The 16297-nt window shown below is 40.0% G+C and carries 11 protein-coding genes; 8 read left to right on the top strand and 3 right to left on the bottom strand.

Going from position 1 to position 16297, the window contains the following annotated elements:
• Positions 1–8 precede the first annotated feature (8 nt).
• The 5 genes from CHB66_RS12045 (at position 9) to CHB66_RS12025 (ending at position 6645) form a co-directional block, all read left to right on the top strand.
• Positions 9–704, top strand: coding sequence for a CoA transferase subunit A (locus tag CHB66_RS12045; protein WP_089241281.1), 696 nt, complete (start codon positions 9–11; stop codon positions 702–704).
• A 197-nt stretch (positions 705–901) separates the two neighbouring features.
• Positions 902–1564, top strand: coding sequence for a CoA transferase subunit B (locus tag CHB66_RS12040; protein WP_089241279.1), 663 nt, complete (start codon positions 902–904; stop codon positions 1562–1564).
• A gap of 58 nt (positions 1565–1622) precedes the next feature.
• Positions 1623–1967 carry a gliding motility protein GldC gene (gene gldC, locus CHB66_RS12035; RefSeq protein WP_089241277.1) on the top strand — a complete coding sequence of 115 codons (345 nt, stop codon included), beginning with the start codon at positions 1623–1625 and terminating at the stop codon, positions 1965–1967.
• A 309-nt stretch (positions 1968–2276) separates the two neighbouring features.
• Complete coding sequence (locus tag CHB66_RS12030) at positions 2277–5168, top strand: TonB-dependent receptor (protein ID WP_089241275.1); 2892 nt, start codon at positions 2277–2279, stop codon at positions 5166–5168.
• Between the two features lie 13 nt (positions 5169–5181).
• Positions 5182–6645, top strand: coding sequence for a hypothetical protein (locus CHB66_RS12025; protein WP_089241273.1), 1464 nt, complete (start codon positions 5182–5184; stop codon positions 6643–6645).
• Positions 6646–6802: 157 nt separating this feature from the next.
• Here the strand turns inward: CHB66_RS12025 and CHB66_RS12020 are convergent, their stop codons facing one another.
• Genes CHB66_RS12020 through CHB66_RS12010 form a run of 3 tightly spaced genes read right to left on the bottom strand, consistent with a single transcriptional unit; the run spans position 6803 to position 11821 of the window.
• Positions 6803–8095, bottom strand: a complete 1293-nt coding sequence (locus CHB66_RS12020; protein WP_089241271.1) for an acetyl-CoA hydrolase/transferase family protein — start codon at positions 8093–8095, stop codon at positions 6803–6805.
• 2 nt (positions 8096–8097) lie between these two features.
• Positions 8098–10746 (bottom strand): cation-translocating P-type ATPase, encoded by a 2649-nt coding sequence (locus CHB66_RS12015; RefSeq protein WP_089241269.1) that lies wholly within the window; start codon positions 10744–10746, stop codon positions 8098–8100.
• Positions 10739–11821 carry a site-2 protease family protein gene (locus CHB66_RS12010; protein WP_089241267.1) on the bottom strand — a complete coding sequence of 361 codons (1083 nt, stop codon included), beginning with the start codon at positions 11819–11821 and terminating at the stop codon, positions 10739–10741. Before CHB66_RS12010 ends, CHB66_RS12015 begins: the two co-directional genes overlap by 8 nt.
• A 348-nt stretch (positions 11822–12169) precedes the next feature.
• Between CHB66_RS12010 and CHB66_RS12005 the strand changes: the two genes are divergently transcribed.
• The 3 genes from CHB66_RS12005 (at position 12170) to CHB66_RS11995 (ending at position 16284) form a co-directional block, all read left to right on the top strand.
• Positions 12170–15550, top strand: coding sequence for a methylmalonyl-CoA mutase family protein (locus CHB66_RS12005; protein ID WP_089241265.1), 3381 nt, complete (start codon positions 12170–12172; stop codon positions 15548–15550).
• An 81-nt stretch (positions 15551–15631) separates the two neighbouring features.
• A complete protein-coding gene (locus CHB66_RS12000; RefSeq protein WP_089241263.1) occupies positions 15632–16048 on the top strand; it encodes an OsmC family protein in 417 nt (138 codons plus the stop codon).
• Complete coding sequence (locus tag CHB66_RS11995; RefSeq protein ID WP_089241261.1) at positions 16045–16284, top strand: hypothetical protein; 240 nt, start codon at positions 16045–16047, stop codon at positions 16282–16284. The genes CHB66_RS12000 and CHB66_RS11995 overlap by 4 nt, the downstream gene beginning before the upstream one ends.
• The last annotated feature ends 13 nt before the right edge of the window (positions 16285–16297 follow it).

The following is a 16297-nucleotide window of genomic DNA, read 5'->3' as shown; positions in this document are numbered from 1 at the left end:
CAATAATCATGATCAATAAAACAGTGAAAAATGCCGATGAAGCAGTGAAGGATGTTTTTTCCAATGCCGTCCTGATGTTTGGAGGTTTTGGGCTTTCCGGAATTCCTGAGAACAGTATCAAAGCACTTTTAGAAAAGGATCTCAAAGATCTGACCTGTATATCAAATAATGCGGGTGTGGATGATTTTGGAATAGGACTGATGCTTCAAAAAAGGATGGTCAAGAAAATGATTTCCAGTTACGTAGGTGAAAATGCTGAATTTGAGCGACAGCTCCTAAGTGGAGAACTTGAAGTGGAGTTGATTCCTCAAGGAACACTTGCAGAGCGAGTGAGAGCAGGTGGGGCTGGAATACCTGCATTCTTTACCCCTGCAGGTGTGGGGACGGAGGTAGCTGAAGGAAAAGAAATTCGTGAATTTGATGGTAAGCTTTATCTACTAGAGCGCTGGCTCAAAGCGGACTTTGCTTTTGTAAAAGCTTGGAAAGGAGACACTGCGGGGAACTTGGTTTTCAAAGGGACAGCAAGAAACTTCAATCCTATGATGGCTGCAGCAGGAAAGATCACTATTGCAGAGGTAGAAGAATTGGTGCCAGCTGGTGAATTAAATCCAAATGAAATCCATACCCCCGGTATCTATGTGCAGCGGATTTTCCAAGGAAAAGATTATGAAAAGAGAATTGAACAGAGGACGGTAAGGAAATAATAAAAAAATATGCTTCGCGATATAAGGTTGAAATATGCCTTCGGCGAAATAATGTAGAAATAGGCTTCGGGAAACAAGGAGGAAGTATTTCAATTGTATTTCTATCATATTTCAACTATATATCAATTGTATTTCTACTGTATTTCAACTTTATATCTCTAAAAAAATAGAATCAAACCCAAATAAAACATAAAGCCATGCTAAATAAAGATCAGATTGCCCAGAGAATAGCCAAAGAGGTTAAAAATGGTCAGTATATCAATCTAGGAATTGGGATCCCAACTTTGGTGGCAAATTATATTCCTGATGATTTGGAAGTAGTGCTACAGTCAGAGAATGGACTATTGGGCATCGGGCCTTTTCCTACTGAAGATAAGGTAGATCCAGATCTAATCAATGCGGGCAAGCAGACCATCACCATGACCAAAGGATCGGCGCTTTTTAGCTCGGCAGAATCTTTTGCAATGATCAGAGGAGGACATGTGCAATTGACCATTCTAGGAGCAATGGAAGTGTCCGAGAATGGTGACATTGCCAATTGGAAGATTCCAGGTAAAATGGTCAAAGGCATGGGAGGAGCTATGGACTTGGTGGCTTCTGCTGATAATATCATCGTTGCCATGCAACATTGTAGTAAAGATGGTCAATCTAAATTGCTTAAGGAATGTAGTCTTCCTATCACAGGGATCAGATGTGTCAAAAAAATTGTAACTGACTTAGCTGTTTTAGATGTGTTACCGGAAGGAGGTTTCAAGTTATTGGAAAGAGCTCCTGGAGTCAGTGTAGAAGAGATACAGTCCAAAACAGAGGGTAAATTGGTAGTAGAAGGAGAAATTCCAGAAATGACCTTTGAAGTTTAGTATCATAACGGAACTATGGGGCTTCTTTTGTAGTTTTGTGGCATTAAAAACATAAGCAATGAAAAGTTCAGAAATAAAATTCACTGTCAACCTTGACGATAAAAATCTCCCTAAATCCATTCAATGGGATGCTTCTGACAAAGAAGGGGATGGCGCAGAAGCCACCAAAAGTATCAGTTTGAATGTCTGGGATAACTTAAATCACAGTACTTTGAGGATAGATCTTTGGACAGAGGATATGTCAGTAGCTGAGATGAAACGCTTTTATATTGATATTCTGGGTGGGATGGCTCAAACAATCTTGAATTCTACTGGGGATGAATACATGTCAGAAGAGATGAAGGAACTATGCGATAGACTAGTCAAACATGTCAACGAGGAGAATAAAAAAGCCAGCCAATAAGTATAAAATACCTGATGAAAGTCAGGTATTTTTTTTTATATAATTAATATTTTAAATCTTGTCTCAAAAGTAGTTTAATTAAAAATAGCCTAGAAAGCGTTACATTTTTTTAATATTAAACTAAGAGTCAGTCAGGTTTTTCCTTGATTTTCAATAGGTTCTCAGAAAGTGTTAGGAGTTTCTGATTTTTATTTTTAATTTTTATTTGAATTTATAAAGGATTATTGGGAAAAAAATCTAATTTTCCCAACAATTATCGCCTATTATACCTAATCAACAAAGTATTAACAACTAACCCAAGATTAACTTATGCAAAATTTTACTAGAAAAATTTGGCAGGTAGTTTTATCGCTACTTGTCATAGTTTCCTTAAGCACATCTTCGGTTTATGCGCAGACCACCACAATTAGTGGGACGGTCACTGAGGCAGGAACCAAGGAGACACTCGTAGGGGTGAATATTGTGGTGAAAGGAAGAGTAATCGGTACTGTGACCGATTTGAGAGGGAATTTCAACCTTAGGGTAAACCAAGCGCCACCTATGACTTTGGTGTTTTCGATGGTGGGCTTTACTACTCAAGAGATAGAAATTACGGAAGCCAATGTATCTAACTTACAAGTAGCTCTGCAAGAGCAGTTCATGCTTGGGCAAGAGGTGGTAGTTTCGGCTTCAAGAGTAGAGGAAAGCATTCTGCAATCACCAGTATCTATAGAAAAGATGGATATTTTAGCGATTAGAGATACTCCTGCTGATAACTATTATAAAGGAATTGCCAACCTCAAAGGAGTCGATGTGACTTCCTCTTCAATCAATTTTCAAATCATCAATGCCAGAGGGTTCAACTCCACAGGTAACACAAGATTTGTACAGTTGACTGATGGGATGGATACACAGGCACCAGCCTTGAACTTTCCAATAGGTAACTTAAACGGTCCATCAGAATTGGATGTAGAGTCTGTGGAATTTATTCCAGGAGCATCCTCTGCACTTTATGGTCCAAATGCTTTCAATGGTATTTTGTTAGTAAATAGCAAGAGTCCTTTTGAATACCAAGGTTTAAGTGCATTTTACAAGCAAGGAGTCAACCATATCAATGGCCAACCAGGAGAGCCTACCAGTCCTCAGCCTATGTATGAAGGGTCGATTCGTTATGCCAAAGCATTCAACAACAAGTTTGCATTTAAGGTCAATGCTTCCTACATGCAGGCACTTGATTGGCATGGAACAGACCAGACTGATCTAGGCTTCAGAAATCAAGGTGACCTTCCTTTTAACCCAGGAGCTAATAGAGTTCATGTCTTTGGAGACGAGGTTTCTAATAATGTAGGTTTGTTAAGGAATTCTGGAGGCTTCCAACAGTTAGCTCAACAGAATGGTCTTGGGGATTTCTTACCATTTTTACCTGATCAAGTTGTTTCAAGAACTGGCTATGAAGAAAGACATCTAGTTGATTATAATGCTAAAAACTTAAAGTTAAATGGTGCCTTGCATTATAGAATCAATGACAGATCTGAGTTGTCTTATACCATGAACTATGGTGCTGGAACCTCAGTATATACAGGAGCACAAAGATACTCATTAGCTAATTTCTCCATCATTCAGCATAAATTGGAACTGAAGGGAGCTAATTATTTCTTGAGAGCTTATACTACAATTGAAAATTCAGGTGATTCTTACATAGCAGATCTTACAGGTGTAGCTATTAACGATCGTTGGAAAAACAATACTCAATGGTTTGGGGAATATGGATTAAACTATCTCGGAGCACTTGCTGCTGGAGGATTTAACCCGAATTCAGGTGGCATGCCTTCAACACAACTCATGGCAGGTGCTCACCAATTCGCTAGAGGTGCTGCTGATACAGGAAGATTTATACCTGGTACACCTGAATTTGAAGCAGCAAAAGCTGCTGTAAGAGGCGATGTAATTCCTAACGGGTCTTTATTCAATGATCAATCGCGCATGAATATGCTTGAAGGTCAGTATGACTTCAGCAATGATATTGACTTTATGGACTTGCAAGTTGGCGGTTCTTACAGAGTATATGACTTGAGATCCAATGGAACCATCTTCGCTGATGTAGAAGGTAATGATATCACTATCCAAGAAATTGGAGCTTTTGCACAAGGTTCAAAACGTTTTATCCAAGATAAATTGAAGTTGACAGGATCCTTGAGATATGATAAAAATGAAAACTTCCAGGGGCAGTTTAGCCCGAGGATTTCTGGTGTATTCACAGAGGGCAATAGCAATATCAGGTTGTCTTATCAAACTGGTTTTAGAAACCCAACCACGCAAGGTCAACACATTGATTTGAATGTGGTGTCTGCGAGATTGATTGGTGGTTTGCCTTTCTATAGAGAAAAATATGATATTTTCACAAATGCCTATTCTTTGGCTTCTGTCAATAACTATGTAGCCGCTGTAGGTGGAGGTTTATCTCCCGTAGATCCTAGAGCTACAGGGCTTTTGGAGGCAGTGACTTCGCTTCCAGAGCTTCGCCCAGAGCGAGTGCAGTCTTTTGAAATTGGATATAAGAGCTTGTTGGCAAGCAATAGATTATTGATAGATTTTGCATATTACTACAATATCTACAATGATTTCATTACTCAAACAGCTGTAAGAAGAGCTCCGGGACCAGTATTCCCAGGAGCAATGCCAAATACAGATCAAGGAGCAATTAACGCAATTAACGCTCCTACACTCTTAACTCCTATTACTATTCCAGGTCAGGAGAATACCTTCCAAACTTACACCAATATTGTAGATCAAGAAGTAAGAGCACACGGAGCTGCTCTAGGGTTGACTTATAACCTTCCTAAGAACTTTACTTTAGGAGGTAATTATAACTTCAATAGGTTGATTTCTAATATAGGTGATGATTTCCTGAATGATTTCAACACACCTGAGCACAAGACCAACATCACTTTTGGTAATAGAAAGTTGACAGAAAAGCTTGGTTTTGGAATGACTTACAGATATCAGAGTGCTTTCAGATGGGAATCAACTTTTGCACAAGGAGATGTGCCAGAAATTCACACTTTCGATGCACAGGTAAGCTACAGATTGAAGGACTTGAAGTCAATTGTAAAATTGGGCGGATCAAACCTTTTCAACAACCGTTACTTCCAGAATTTTGGAGGTCCGACTATTGGAGCGATCTACTACATCTCTATCACATTTGATGAATTGTTGAACTAAAAAATCGGCTAAAATGAAATATATCAATAAATTATTACTCTTACTGGTACTGGGCGCATTTGCGGCATGTACCTATGAATTTCCAGAGCCGCAGATTGATGAGCCAACCTTCGGTTCGGCTGATTTGACCAAGATAGTTTCCGTGGGCAATTCCCTCACAGCAGGATTTATGGATGGGGCTCTCTATAATAGGGGGCAACAGAATTCTTTTGCAGTGATTCTTGCTGAGCAAGCAAGAGCGGTGGGAGGTGGGGACTTCAATGTACCTAATATCAACTCAGTTAATGGTTTCTTTCAAATGGGACCTCAAGGTCCTTTGGGTAGATTGGTTCTTACTGTCAATCCACAAACAGGGGCTACAGGCCCAGCGCCTATAGGAGCAGGAGATTTGCCTGGTGACTTTACAGGTAATAAAGCTACTTTGAATAACTTCGGTGTACCTGGGATTACTTTGCTCACTGCATTGATTCCTCAGACTGGAGGGCCGGCTTCACCCGCTAACCCTGCTTATAACAGGCTTTATGAAAGGTTTGCATCCAATCCAGGTACTTCTACTGTAATCGGTGATGCTGCTGCGGCCTTGGCTAATGGTGGTACTTTCTTTACTTTCTGGTTAGGAAATAATGACGTGCTAGGTTATGCAACTGGTGGGGCTTCCAATCCTGCTATATTGACCTCAAATTCAGATTTTCAACAAAGATTGGGTGCAGCTTTGGGAGCTATGCTCGCAGCGAATCCTAATGCAAAAGGAGCGGTAGCAAATATTCCAAGTTTGGCGGTATTGCCATATTTCACACTAGTTCCTTGGAATGCATTGCCACTGAGTCAAGCACAGGCTGATCAAGCCAATCAAGGTTATGCTGTTTATAATGGTGGATTGGCCATGGCCAGAGCTGGGAATTTAATTACAGCGGAAGAAGAACAAAGAAGAAAAATACAATTCCAAGCTGGTCAGAATGGCTTTGTGATGGAGGATGAGTTTTTGACAGATCTGTCTGCACTTGGTCTTCCTTCTATCAGACAAAGTAAATCTACAGATAGAGCTACACTACCCTTGTCTCAAGCATTAGGTCAGCCAGTTGGTGGAAATCCAGCCTTGATCAGAGGTATAAGCTTCCCAGTAGAGGATCAATTTGTTTTGACTCCTGAGGAACAACTTGAAATCAGAGATAAAATCACAGCTTTTAATGGCTTTATCAATGCTGCTGTACAAGCGAATAGTGATAGACTAGTTTTGGTAGATGTAAACAATCTACTTGATAGAGTCCTGCAAGGTCAAGTGTCTTCAGGTGGTGTTGGACTTACTGCTTCTATTATTCCTCCTAATGGTGGGTTTTCTCTAGATGGTGTTCACCCTAATGCAAGAGCGCATGCTTTTGTGGCTAACCTCTTCATCGATCAAATTAATCAAAAGTGGGGTGCAAATATCCCAAGAGCAAATCCTAATGAATATATAGGGAATGATCTTCCAAGATAACTCCAAATCAAAGTTTTAATCAATTAAAAAAACCACCCAAATTGGGTGGTTTTTTACTTTTTCTCTATGATAAATCTTTTCGAGACAGACTCAATCTTCAAATTTTCTAATTTTTGAATTTTCTAATTTCGACACTCGGAACAAGCGATTCAAATCCTTATCTAACCGGATATACATAACTCCCAAATCTATCGATGATCGCTCTTTCTAATTCTTCTCTATGGTCAGGGTGGGCGATATTCATGAGGGCATAGGCTCTCTGTCTGAGGTTTTTGCCATAGAGGTAAGCTACTCCAAATTCTGTGACTACATAGTGCATGTGAGCTCTGGTAGTCACTACGCCAGCACCTTGCTTGAGGAATGGGACGATTTTGCTTGCTCCTCTTCTTGTAGCAGCGGACAGTGCCATCACCGGCTTACCACCTTCAGATAAAGCAGCTCCACGCATAAAGTCCATTTGCCCACCTACGCCTGAGTAGTGGTAGCTTCCTATAGAATCTGCACAAACCTGACCTGTCAAATCTAGTTCTAGGCAACTGTTGATAGAGACTACTTTTGGGTTTTTTCTAATCACTGCGGTATCATTGACATAAGCTGCTTCATGGAAGGAAAAGACAGGATTATCATGAACTTTCTGATACATTTCTTTATTTCCAATGGCAAAAGAAGTTACAATTTTCCCAGGATGCTTTTTCTTGTAGGCATTGGTGATAGCGCCAGATTCCAGGAGTTCAATGACTCCATTTGAGAACATTTCAGTATGAATCCCTAAATCTTTGTGCCCTGTCAATTGCCTCAAGACAGCATCAGGAATGGCTCCTATTCCCATTTGTAGGGTAGCTCTATCTTCTATTAATTCGGCGATATATGAACCGATTTTTAATTCGTTTTCTCCGATTTTATCCCCATAATTTACTTGAGGTAGATCTTCATCTACTTCTACAGCAGCTGCAAATCTGCTAAAATGAATGTGTCCATCTCCATGAGTTCTTGGCATCTGCTTATTGACTTGAGCTATAATCAGTTTGGCAGTCTCAATAGCTGGTTTTGCAATATCCACTGACACCCCCAAGGAACAATATCCATGCTCATCGGGCTCAGAAACATTGAGAATCGCTACATCTATTGGTAAGATATCATTTCTGAAGAGCCTACCTATTTCACTCAAAAAAATGGGCACATAGCCACCTTGTTCGCTATTGACTGCCTGACGCACATTTTCCGATACAAATAACGAATTCATAAAGAAGCTACCAAGACAATCAGGAGATGCAAGAGGCATCTCTCCCAATGTGGAGATAGAGACTACTTCTACATTGCGTAATTCATCTTTGCGAGCTGCTAGCGCATGAAGCAGATGCGTCGGTGTGGCTGCGCTTCCATGAATAAAAATTCTTTGGTCACTTTTGATATGTTTGACAGCTTCTGCTGCACTGATGTACTTGAACATGTTTATTTAGTTTTGTAGTTTTTAAAATATTTATAGAGCTCTCCCGCCCACAGGACGAGTGAGGATAAGGCAATCCAGGTGATGAATTCAATCGGATTGACTGCTTTGAAGTTGAAAAGGGCAGCCAAGACAGGTACTTCAATAATCAGAACTTGAATTAGGATAGATATAATTAGCGCGTAATTGACCCACTTATTGCTAAAGAGACCAATTTTGAAAATAGACTGATCTAGGTTCCGCATATTGAAGACATTGAACAATTGTGAAAATGCAATCACGATGAATACCATTGTTCTGGCTTTTTCTATGCCCATTGGAAGATAGGATTTGAAAGCAAAGATCGCCAGACCAGTCATGATGAGTGCATTGATCAAAAGAAATGGGATGATGTTTTTATTAATAATATTTTCTTTTGGACTGATTGGAGGGGAAGTAAGCTCACGTCCTTTTCCTTTTTCGGCAGCCAATGCCTTGTCGCAAAATCCATCCGTAACGATATTGATCCAAAGTATCTGCGTAGCTGTCAACGGTAAAGGTAGACCAAACGAAATCGAAGTGATCAAGGTTAATATTTCCGCGAAATTGGTTGTGATCAAGAAGAAGCTTGTTCTCCTTGCATTGTTGAATACGATTCTCCCTTGTTCTATTGCATGGACAATGGTAGAGAAATTGTCATCTGCTAAGACCATCAATGAAGCATCTTTTGCCACATCTGTCCCCATGATACCCATGGCTATGCCAATATCCGCTTGCTTCAAGGCTGGAGCATCATTGACACCATCACCTGTCATCGCAACAAGCTCCCCTTCAGCTTGGAGTGCCTTGGCTATCTTCAACTTCATCAAAGGTGTCAATCTAGAAAAAACATCTGCATTTTGAACAGCGATCTTGAACTCTTCTTCTGACATAGCCTGAAGTTGTGAGTCGGTGTATACAAGATCTCTACCTTTTCTGGCAATCCCTACTTTCATTGCAATGGAAAGCGCTGTACTAGCATGGTCACCAGTCGCCATGATGACTCTGATCCCTGCTTGATGGCAGGAAGCTACAGCCGGAATTACCTCGGGTCTCGGAGGATCCATCATTCCAACAATTCCCACAAATTCAAGTAATTCATCTTTTTCCAAGTTTGCTCCCGTTTTTCTAGCCAAAGCTAATACCCTGAAGCTATCTCTGGACCATGTCTGAATCTTATCTTGGATTTTTGACTTTGATATTTCGTCTAACTCTTGGCTAATGCCATTTTCATCTAGAAAAAAATTACACCTGTCTAAAATAGGTTCTGGGGCTCCTATATAAAAACGGATTTCATCATTATCTTTATTAATTAAGGTAGACCGGTACTTGAGCTCAGAGCTAAAAGCAATATCTTCGATGATTTTGAATTTTTTTTGTTCACCAGCCTTATTGGCCAAAACCAGAAAAGCAGCCTCTGTAGGATCCCCTATAACTGCAACTTGATTATTTTCTTTTACCTGTATACTACTTTGATGACAATGGGCGGCAATTTCAATTAAATCCTTAAGCGAATTGATGTCTTTCTGTTGACCGACAAATTCACCTTCACTATCCCAGCCTTCACCACTTACTTCAATATCAGATTTGCCCAAGCCCCAGATTTTCTTGATGGTCATGGTGTTCTGAGTGAGGGTTCCGGTCTTGTCAGTGATGATGGTGCTGACTGATCCCAGACTTTCTGTAGCTGTCATTTCGCGGATGATGGCATTTTTTTGAGACATCCTATAGGAACCTACTGCTAAGACAATAGAAAGTACGGCCGGCAAGCCTTCAGGAATAGCGGATACCAAAGCTGCAATTGAAATTAAAAGTAGCTCACTAGTCTCTACTTCTAACACAAAGTAGCCAACCACAAATAAAATAAGTGCACTCCCAATTGCTAAATAGGCCATCTGAAGCGCTAGCTTGTCAGTCTTATTTTGGAAGTTTGTCTTCTTAGGAAGAATATTCTTCAAGCTTGAGGCAATTTGCCCTATCTGAGTACCTAATCCAGTAGAGGTGACCACAGCTCTGATACTACCACTGGCTACGAATGTACTCTTCCAAACCATGTTTTTCTGGTCTGAAAATCCGCATGCCTCTAAGTGTTGCTTTTCTGATTTCTGAACAGGAACAGCCTCTCCGGTCAGGGAAGCTTCTGCTGTCCTTGCATTTTTCTCGTAAATGATCCGTGCATCGGCTGGAACAATATCTCCCTCTTCCAAGGCAATAATATCTCCAGTGACTAATTCCTCTGAGTTGATGCTGATTAAATTGCCATTTCTAATAACCTTGCATTTCGGAACCAACAGCCCTTTCATTGCTGCTAAGGCACCCTCTGCTTTGTATTCTTGGACAAATCCTATGATGGCGTTGATCAGGATGATACCCAGTATCACATAGACATCAATATAATGCGCAGTGGCATAGGAGATACCAGCGGCAATCAGCAAGATGTAAACCATCAAATGGTTGAATTGCTTGATGATTAGCTTCAATAGTGATTTTTTTGCTGGATCTGGAAGACTGTTTTTACCAAATTTGGCAAGCCGCAAACTAGCTTCTGCATCAGTTAACCCTTCGGTACTTGATTTTAATCCCTCTAGAATTTCTTCTGCTGGTTTTAAATAAGGGTCTTTAATTGTCTCAATCATTAGAAAGCGCAGATTTTACTAGAATAAATTCAGTGATATTTTCCTGATCGAGAATGCCTAAAAAGTGGCCGTTTTCGATCACAAAGGCTACCTTTCTTTGCTTGGTCATCATATTTCGCCATGCTTCTTCTAGCGATTCTTCTGTTTCTATCTTGAATGGATTGAAGTCCGTTACTTCTTCAATTTTCAGGTTTGGTCCACCCACTTTTAGTCCTTGTATGATTTGATCTTTACTCAGCGTGCCCACAGCCACATCATCTTTGACTACTACAAAATGTGTCGCTTGACTATCCAGTAGTTTTTCTGTGGCTTTAGATAAGGGGGCATCATAAGCTAAGATTTGAAATTTAAGCATCATGGCATCTTTTACCTTAAAACCTTTCAAAAAGCTAGCTTGCGATGTATGGTTCACCTCGGCAGCAGCCCCAAGGAAAATGAAGATGCCTATCAAAACCAAGATGGGGTTATTGAACAGTCCGTAGAATACAAAAGCAATAGCTAAAAGTTGACCTATGCTTCCAGCAATTCGAGTCGCTTTGGCTCTAGGTAGTCTTATGGCTAGAAATGCTCTTAAAACTCTTCCTCCATCCATAGGAAATGCGGGGAGCATATTGAAAAGCGCAAGGATTAAATTGGCTGACGCCAAATAAAGAATCATGGTACTTCCATTGATATTCAGATTTTCTAAACGCTCAAGGTCATACCCTGTAAAAGCTAGGATTATTGAGAGGATAACAAAAATCCCGATATTCACTAGAGGTCCAGCTATTGCAACCCATAGTTCTTGCTTTGGCTCTTCAGGGATTTTTTCGAGCCTCGCAAGGCCTCCGATAGGGAGTAAGGTGATGTCCCTTGTGTCTATGCCATATTTCTGGGCAGCAAGTGCATGTCCAAATTCATGGAGAATCACACAGAAGAAAAGACCGAATACAAATAAAATAGTCCATAAAATATCTTCTACAGGAGTGTTGTTCCTTAGATTTGAAATAATAATCCAGAGTAAAAGCAAAGAAAAAGTCCAGTGGATAAATACTTTTACACGCTTGTAGGTGCCTAGATAGAGGGATAGCTTCATGGTGCTTAGATTTATTTCCTAATGAATCTTTAAGATAAGCATTAGAATTTTTCTTTGCACAAAGTACGCCCAATTCAAGTGTGATTTTCATGACAAAAATCAGTTAATAAGCTGATTTCACTTATTCTTAAAATATTATGTTTTGTTTTGAATGACTTTGCATTATTTGTTTTGTTTTTGGAATCCTCAGGCAATGAATCACTTATTCAGAATAATATTTCGAAATCCTTGTGCCGCCATACTGATTGAGTCTTCTATTTTTCTTATATTCGCAAGCACATTCAAAAAGTATTAAAACGAAAGCTACAATAGTTTTTGATCAAGTAGAAATAAACCCAATTCATTGATATGTCAGTTACTTCAGAGATTTATAAACCACAAAACCACATTAGAATTGTCACTGCTGCGTCCTTATTTGATGGCCATGACGCTGCCATCAATATCATGCGTAGGATCATCCAAGCTACAGGTTGTGAGGTGATCCATTTAGGGCACAATAGGTCAGTTCAGGAAATCGTAGACTGTGCGATCCAAGAAGATGTACAGGCTATTGCCATTACCTCTTACCAAGGTGGTCATGTGGAATTTTTCAAATACATGTATGATTTACTTCAAGAAAAAGGAGCAGGGCATATCAAGATTTTTGGTGGAGGAGGAGGTACAATTCTCCCTGAAGAAATCAAGGAATTGCATCAGTATGGCATTACCAGAATCTATGCCCCTGATGATGGAAGATCCATGGGTTTGCAAGGGATGATCAATGATCTGGTACAAAAATCGGACTTTCCAGTAGGTGACAGTCACAAGGGACTTGAAAGTTTGGATAAGACTAATAAGAAGGAATTGGGTAGGTTGATTTCTGCTGCTGAGAATTTTCCTGAGGAAAGCAAAGAGCTTTTGGCACAGATTAGAAAAATGGCTAGTGAGAGCAAGACACCTGTGCTTGGAATCACAGGGACAGGCGGTGCTGGGAAGTCTTCTTTGGTGGATGAGTTGGTTAGGAGATTTTTGATTGATTTCAAGGATAAGAATATGGCCATCATCTCTGTAGATCCATCCAAAAGGAAAACAGGTGGAGCATTATTAGGAGATAGAATTCGAATGAATGCCATCAATCATCCAAATATCTACATGCGGTCTTTGGCTACAAGACAATCCAACTTGGCACTTTCAAAGTATGTGCAGGATGCCGTTGACATTGTGAAGGCAGCAAATTTTGATCTGATTGTTCTGGAAACTTCCGGAATAGGTCAGTCTGATACTGAAATCATTGAGCATTCTGACATGTCACTCTATGTGATGACTCCCGAATATGGTGCTGCTACGCAGTTGGAGAAAATCGATATGTTGGATTTTGCAGATGTGATTGCATTGAATAAGTTCGATAAAAGAGGTGCTCAGGATGCACTTAGAGATGTCAAAAAACAATATAAACGTAATCACAACCTTTGGGAAATCGCTGACGAGGATATACCAGTATTCGGGACCATTGCTTCTCAATTCAATGACCCTGGGATGAATAGCCTGTACAAGGCAATCATCAATAAATTAGTGGAAAAAACTGGAGTTGACTTGAAGACTTCGTTTGAAGTCACTGGTGAAATGTCAGAAAAGATATATATCATTCCTCCAGCTAGGACAAGGTATTTGTCTGAAATTTCTGAAAACAATAGAGCTTATGGAAAATGGGTATCAGAGCAAAAAGAAGTTGCCCAAAAGCTATACAGTATTCAAAAATCCATCGAAGCTATTCAAAATACCCAAATTGGGGACAAAGATAGATTGGTCAAAGAACTCCAAGAAGTCTATGCTGAAGTGGAGCTAGAACTGGATCCTAAAAATAAAAAATGGCTAGAAGAATGGCCTGCAAAAGCACAACAATACAGAGACGAATACTATGTATTCAAGGTAAGAGATAAAGAAATCAAAGTAAAAACCTTTACTACTTCGCTTTCGGGTAGCAGTATTCCAAAAGTTTCGCTGCCTAGATATGAAGCGTGGGGTGATCTTTTGAAATGGGGTTTGACTGAAAATGTTCCTGGAGAATTCCCCTATACCTCCGGTGTGTTTCCATTCAAAAGAGAAGGTGAAGACCCTACCAGAATGTTTGCTGGTGAAGGAGGACCTGAGCGAACCAATAAAAGATTTCATTATGTATCAAAAGGATTGCCTGCCAAGAGACTTTCCACTGCTTTTGACTCGGTGACACTTTATGGAGAAGATCCAGATTATAGGCCTGATATCTATGGAAAGATAGGTAACTCAGGAGTTAATATCTGCTGCTTGGATGATGCCAAGAAACTTTATTCTGGTTTCAATCTAGCTGATCCGATGACTTCTGTCTCCATGACCATCAATGGGCCTGCAGCCACTATGACTGCATTTTTTATGAATGCTGCGATAGATCAGCAGTGTGAAATCTACATTATGGCTAATGGCCTTGAGGAAGAGGTCAATGCCAAAATTGATTCGATTTATAAAAATAAAGGAATTACTAGACCTCAGTATCAAGGACAAATCCCAGAAGGAAATGATGGGCTAGGTCTGATGTTGCTTGGAGTGACAGGGGATGAAGTGCTACCGGCAGAGGTATATGCCAAAATCAAAGCTGAAACTGTAGCAAAGGTGAGGGGTACTGTTCAAGCGGATATTCTCAAAGAGGATCAAGCCCAGAATACTTGCATATTCTCTACAGAATTCTCCTTGAGACTGATGGGAGATGTACAGCAGTATTTTATAGAAAATCAAATCAGGAATTTCTACTCCGTTTCCATATCAGGATATCATATTGCTGAGGCAGGAGCCAATCCAATTACACAATTGGCGCTGACCTTGTCCAATGGATTTACTTATGTAGAGTACTATGTCTCTAGAGGGATGGATATCAATAAGTTTGCTCCAAATCTTTCGTTTTTCTTTTCCAATGGCATCGATCCAGAATATTCAGTCATCGGTAGAGTAGCAAGGAGAATTTGGGCCAAAGCGATGAAGTTGAAATACGCTGCCAATGAGCGCTCCCAGATGCTGAAATATCATATTCAGACTTCAGGGAGATCACTGCATGCTCAAGAGATTGATTTTAATGATATCAGAACTACACTCCAAGCATTGTATGCAATCTATGACAACTGTAACTCTCTTCATACCAATGCTTATGATGAGGCGATTACTACTCCTACAGAAGCATCAGTGAGAAGAGCAATGGCTATTCAGTTGATCATCAACAAAGAACTGGGATTGGCTAAGAATGAAAATCCTCTACAGGGGGCTTTTATCATAGGGGAGCTGACCGATTTGGTAGAGGAGGCAGTTTACGCTGAATTTGACAGAATCACTGAGCGTGGAGGTGTATTAGGAGCCATGGAAACCATGTACCAACGAGGTAAAATCCAAGAGGAAAGTCTTCACTATGAAATGCTGAAGCATACCGGTGAATACCCTATAATTGGAGTGAATACTTTTCTTTCATCAGAAGGATCTCCTACAGTAACTCCAGGAGAGGTGATCAGAGCAAATGTAGAAGAGAAGGAAGCACAAATTCAAACTTTAAACAATCTCCATAAGAGAAATGAAGCCACCACAGAAGAGTGGCTGACTAAACTTCAAACAGCAGCTATCAAAAATGAAAATATATTTGAAAAGCTGATGGATGCAGCCAAGTACTGTTCATTAGGTCAAATCACAAATGCCCTTTATGAAGTAGGTGGGCAGTATAGAAGAAATATGTAAATCTTAAGAAAGGATTAAGGTTGAAAAGGGGGGATGGTGTAGTTTTGAAGGTGAAAAACTGGAATATATAATCTTTAATTTATGAGTAAGAGAAGTGTAACAGTACGCATGAAGGCGGACTACGAATACGAAGCTGTCAATCAACAGGGTAATAAAGTGGAGATTGACATGTATGATGCACCAAATAAGCAGGCTCAATCCCCAATGGATTTATTACTTTCAGCCCTGGCGGGCTGCGGATCTGTAGATGCAGTGGTGATGATGAAGAAAAAGCGTAAAACAATAGTGGATTTTTATGTGGAGGCAGAAGGAGATAGAAATGATGGGATTCCTGCATTTTATAAAAGCATCAATTTGAAATTTGTGCTAGTTTCTCCCGATGCTACAGAGGAAGAGTTTGCCAAGGTGGTAGCTTTGTCGGTGGACAAGTATTGTTCAGTAGCGTCCTCTTTGAAATCTGAAATTACCTATAGCTCTGAAGTAAGAAGACCAGCATGAGAGTAGTTCAAGAGTTTGTCAAAGAAGACATCAGGATATCTATTTTCTCTTGGAACAATAAATATTTGATCAAGTTTGAGCTTGGTCCGATGGAGCAAACGTTCAAGATTCCAGAAATGGATGTTCTTGATGAGTCTGACTTGAATACCTTTTATGAGTCAGATTTTTTTGATGCTGTCAAGCTGAGATTTAAAGAAATGGGACAATCTTTTCAAAAACAGCTTGAAAATCTTTAGCTTTATGAAAGCC

The organism is Belliella buryatensis, assembly GCF_900188245.1.
Lineage (GTDB): Bacteria > Bacteroidota > Bacteroidia > Cytophagales > Cyclobacteriaceae > Belliella > Belliella buryatensis.
This window is presented reverse-complemented; position numbering and strand designations above follow the sequence as displayed.

Excerpts from the sequence above, each read along its gene's own strand:
- CHB66_RS12045 (WP_089241281.1), top strand. The coding sequence starts at position 9 with ATGATCAATAAAACAGTGAAAAATGCCGATGAAGCAGTGAAGGATGTT.
- CHB66_RS12040 (WP_089241279.1), top strand. The coding sequence starts at position 902 with ATGCTAAATAAAGATCAGATTGCCCAGAGAATAGCCAAAGAGGTTAAA.
- gldC (WP_089241277.1), top strand. The coding sequence starts at position 1,623 with ATGAAAAGTTCAGAAATAAAATTCACTGTCAACCTTGACGATAAAAAT.
- CHB66_RS12030 (WP_089241275.1), top strand. The coding sequence starts at position 2,277 with ATGCAAAATTTTACTAGAAAAATTTGGCAGGTAGTTTTATCGCTACTT.
- CHB66_RS12025 (WP_089241273.1), top strand. The coding sequence starts at position 5,182 with ATGAAATATATCAATAAATTATTACTCTTACTGGTACTGGGCGCATTT.
- CHB66_RS12020 (WP_089241271.1), bottom strand. The coding sequence starts at position 8,095 with ATGTTCAAGTACATCAGTGCAGCAGAAGCTGTCAAACATATCAAAAGT.
- CHB66_RS12015 (WP_089241269.1), bottom strand. The coding sequence starts at position 10,746 with ATGATTGAGACAATTAAAGACCCTTATTTAAAACCAGCAGAAGAAATT.
- CHB66_RS12010 (WP_089241267.1), bottom strand. The coding sequence starts at position 11,821 with ATGAAGCTATCCCTCTATCTAGGCACCTACAAGCGTGTAAAAGTATTT.
- CHB66_RS12005 (WP_089241265.1), top strand. The coding sequence starts at position 12,170 with ATGTCAGTTACTTCAGAGATTTATAAACCACAAAACCACATTAGAATT.
- CHB66_RS12000 (WP_089241263.1), top strand. The coding sequence starts at position 15,632 with ATGAGTAAGAGAAGTGTAACAGTACGCATGAAGGCGGACTACGAATAC.
- CHB66_RS11995 (WP_089241261.1), top strand. The coding sequence starts at position 16,045 with ATGAGAGTAGTTCAAGAGTTTGTCAAAGAAGACATCAGGATATCTATT.